The sequence below is a fragment of the Rhodovulum sp. genome (assembly GCF_011048875.1).
Lineage (GTDB): Bacteria > Pseudomonadota > Alphaproteobacteria > Rhodobacterales > Rhodobacteraceae > Rhodovulum > Rhodovulum tesquicola.
Map to the genome: position 1 here is coordinate 1 of NZ_DSDD01000376.1, position 3,165 is coordinate 3,165.

The following is a 3,165-nucleotide window of genomic DNA, read 5'->3' on the forward strand; positions in this document are numbered from 1 at the left end:
CAGATCGTAGATGAAGCGACGATAGGCGGGCGGCGAGGGGCGCGCGGGCGTCAGCCCCTCGCGCGCCTCCACGGGAACCGCATCCCAGCCGCCCGCGCCGACCGCGCGCACCAGATCGCGGCGACAGTTCAGCCCGACCATGGCCACGCCCATTTCGCGGCAGAACCGGAACAGCGGCAGATACAGCGCCGCCGGAAAGCCCCAGACCGTGCTCCATTTGGCGCGGGCCAGGAAATCCTCCTCGGACAGCCCGCCCGCGACCCAGTCGGCCAGCACCGGGTCAAGCCGGGCGGGAAACATCTCGAACCCCATCGCGATCGGCCGATGTGCGGCCAGCCCCGCCGCGACATGCAGCTGCCAGCGATGATCCGCCGCGCGGTCGTGCCGTTCGCCCAGCAGCACCGCATCGGCCCTTGCCAGCCAGGCCAGCGCAGCGGCATGGGACAGGCGGGCGCCGGTCGCGGGCAAGAGCCAGCGGGCCGCCCCGCTCATGGCCGGGCCGCCCCGCGTCAGGCCAGTTCCGCCGCCCGCGCCTCGCGGACGCGCTCGGCGTCGCGTCCGTGCAATTCCTCGTAATGGTCGAAGCGCGATTCGAACCAGGCGGTGCCATGGGTCAGCCCGCCCAGCGCCTGGAACAGCTCGTCCTCGGCCGCCGCCGGGATCAGCGCCTGGAACACGTCCCAGCCGCGCGCATCGCCATGCGCCTCGAAACCCAGCACCTGCCCCTTGAGACTGCCCGCCAGCGCCACCAGCGAGCCGGAATGGATCGAGGGCACATGGATGTCCACCCGCACGATCGGTTGCAGCAGCACCGGCCCGGCCTCGGCCAGCGCCTCGCGCACACCGGCCTTGGCCGCGGTGCGGAAGGCGTGGTCGGAGCTGTCGACCGCGTGATACTTGCCATCCGTCAGCGTGACCGCGACATCGACCACCGGAAAGCCCAGCGGCCCCTGGTCCATCGCCTCGCGCGCGCCCGCCTCGACCGCAGGGATGTAGTTTTTCGGCACCGTGCCGCCCTTGATCGTTTCGGCAAAGGCAAAGCCCGCACCGCGGCCCTGCGGCCGGATCGTAAGATGCACATCGGCGAACTGGCCCGCGCCGCCGGTCTGCTTGCGGTGGCGGTAATGGGTCTCGACCGTTTTCGTGATCGTCTCGCGATAGATGCCCGAAACGGGGTGCTCGACCGCCTCGATCCCGAAATCCTCGGCCAGTTTCGCCAGCGTGCGGCGCAGGTGGATCGGCCCCTGAAGATGCAGCACCAGATGCCCGGTCTCGCTGTCCTGGGCCAGTTCCATTCCCGGATCGGACCCCGCCAGCCGACCAAGCGCCGCCGACAGCCGGGCGTCGTCGCGCTCGTTCGCGGGCATCAGGACGCGGGCATAGGTGGGCGGGCGACCGCGGGTCCAGCGGGGCAGTTCCTCGGCCTGTTGCGCGGTATAGGCATAGCCCGGGTCCAGGTGGTCGGACTTGACTGCAACGGCCAGCGTGCCGGGGTCCAGCGGTTCGGGCACGGGCTTGCCGTCGATACCGCTGAGGCTGCCCAGATTGTCGCCGCCCAGCGGGCTGCCATGCTGCACGGGACTGCCCAGCGCGCGGATCAGCGTGGACTTGCCGACATGCTTGCGCGTGTCGGACGCGACCCCGATGGCCAGCGGCGCCTTGATGCCCAGCCGCGGCCCGATCACGGCCATGTCGGGCGCCTCATGGCGCAGCGCCTTCATCAGCCGGACCAGACCGTTGCCATGCCCCGCGGCCCCCAGATAGGCGGCGATGATGCGGTTGTCGCAATGCGCCTCTGCGAGGATCGTGTAGATCTCCCCTGTGGGCGGCTCGCGATCCTCGATCAGCTGCTCCATCAGGTGGTCGTCGAAATCGGCCAGATGTTCCAGCAATTCGGTGCGCGCCTCCTGTTCGCGATCATGCAGTTCGGGCGGGATCTCGATCAGCTTCGAGGGCTGGCCCTCCTGGTACTGGAAAGCGCGTTCCGAGATCAGGTCCACCGCCCCCACCACATGGCCCGCGGCATCGCGGATCGGGGCCTGGCGCAGAACGATATGATGCGCGGCATAGGCCTGCAACGCGCCCACGATGTCACGGATGCGCGCCTCGTCCTGGTCCATCTTGTTGATGAAGACGAAGCAGGGCACGTCGGATTGCTCGATCAGCCGCAGATAGGGTGCGGCCAGCACCGCCGCCTCAGGGTCGGGGGCCACGCACAGGATGGCGGCATCCGAGGCCGCCAGCGCCTCGCCCGCATAGCCGAGGCAATCGGGACCCCCGGCGATGTCGAAGCCGGCCCAGGGCTCGCCCAGATAGGTGAACTGGCTGACCGTCAGGGCATCGGCAAAGGCGGCCGTGACAGGCTGGCCATCAAGCTCGCCCAGGGCCTTCAGAAGAGTGGACTTGCCCGACTGAGAGGGACCGAGGATGGTGAAACAGCGCATGGGGTGAGTTCCTCCGGTGGGTCGCACGGCACGGGCTTATCGTTGCGTGCCGCGCGCCCGGTCCGACATGCTGCGCCCGGACCGGAGGCTGGGCCGCAGCCCCCCCCGGCCGTCGGGTGCGGCCGCCGGAGGCGTCTGGCCGCTGTCCCGTTTCGTCCCGATGTTCCGCGCTGGCGTCCCGTCCGGTCAAGGCGAATTTGCGGGCATCGGGACGCAGGGGCCGGCCGGGCGCGATCACGCTCGCCACAGGCCCGGTTCATCCGTCGTTAAGGGATTGGGCGCATAGTCGCGCGGATAAATCCCCGGAGGAGCGATGGACACCCATGCCCGCCAGATCATCGTCGAAAGCTGCGGCCCGCTCTTCGCCGCGAAGGGCCGGTTCGCCGATGCGTTCTATTCCCGACTTTTCGAGATCGCGCCCGAAGCGCAAGCGCTTTTCCAGCGCGATCTGAACACGCAGAAGCGGATGCTGATGGCGGCGCTGGCCATGGTGGTGAGCGTGCTGGGCGACCGCGACCGCCTGGCCGCAACGGCCGCCCATCTCGGTCAGGTCCATGCCCGACGTTCTGTCAGCCGCGACCACATGGTCCTTGGCCAACGCGCCTTCGATCTGGCCCTTCAGGACTTCTTCGGCGCGGCCTGCACCGACGAATTGCGCGCAGCGTGGCAATCCGCCTATGCGGAGCTGCTGGACCTGATGGCGTTCCCGCCGTCCGGGGAC

3 protein-coding genes are annotated in these 3,165 nt (G+C 69.4%); 1 reads left to right on the top strand and 2 read right to left on the bottom strand.

The window, feature by feature from the left end; translation table 11 throughout:
• Positions 1-492 (bottom strand): ChaN family lipoprotein (locus ENN83_RS13110; protein ID WP_287187646.1); only part of this gene is annotated, 492 nt, incomplete at its 3' end.
• Between the two features lie 17 nt (positions 493-509).
• A complete protein-coding gene (locus ENN83_RS13115; RefSeq protein WP_287187647.1) occupies positions 510-2,444 on the bottom strand; it encodes an elongation factor G in 1,935 nt (644 codons plus the stop codon).
• Between the two features lie 313 nt (positions 2,445-2,757).
• Between ENN83_RS13115 and ENN83_RS13120 the strand changes: the two genes are divergently transcribed.
• Positions 2,758-3,165: globin domain-containing protein (locus ENN83_RS13120; protein ID WP_287187649.1), on the top strand; the 408-nt coding region annotated here is incomplete at its 3' end.

Coding starts and splice junctions, on each gene's coding strand:
- ENN83_RS13115 (WP_287187647.1), bottom strand. CDS start 2,444: ATGCGCTGTTTCACCATCCTCGGTCCCTCTCAGTCGGGCAAGTCCACT.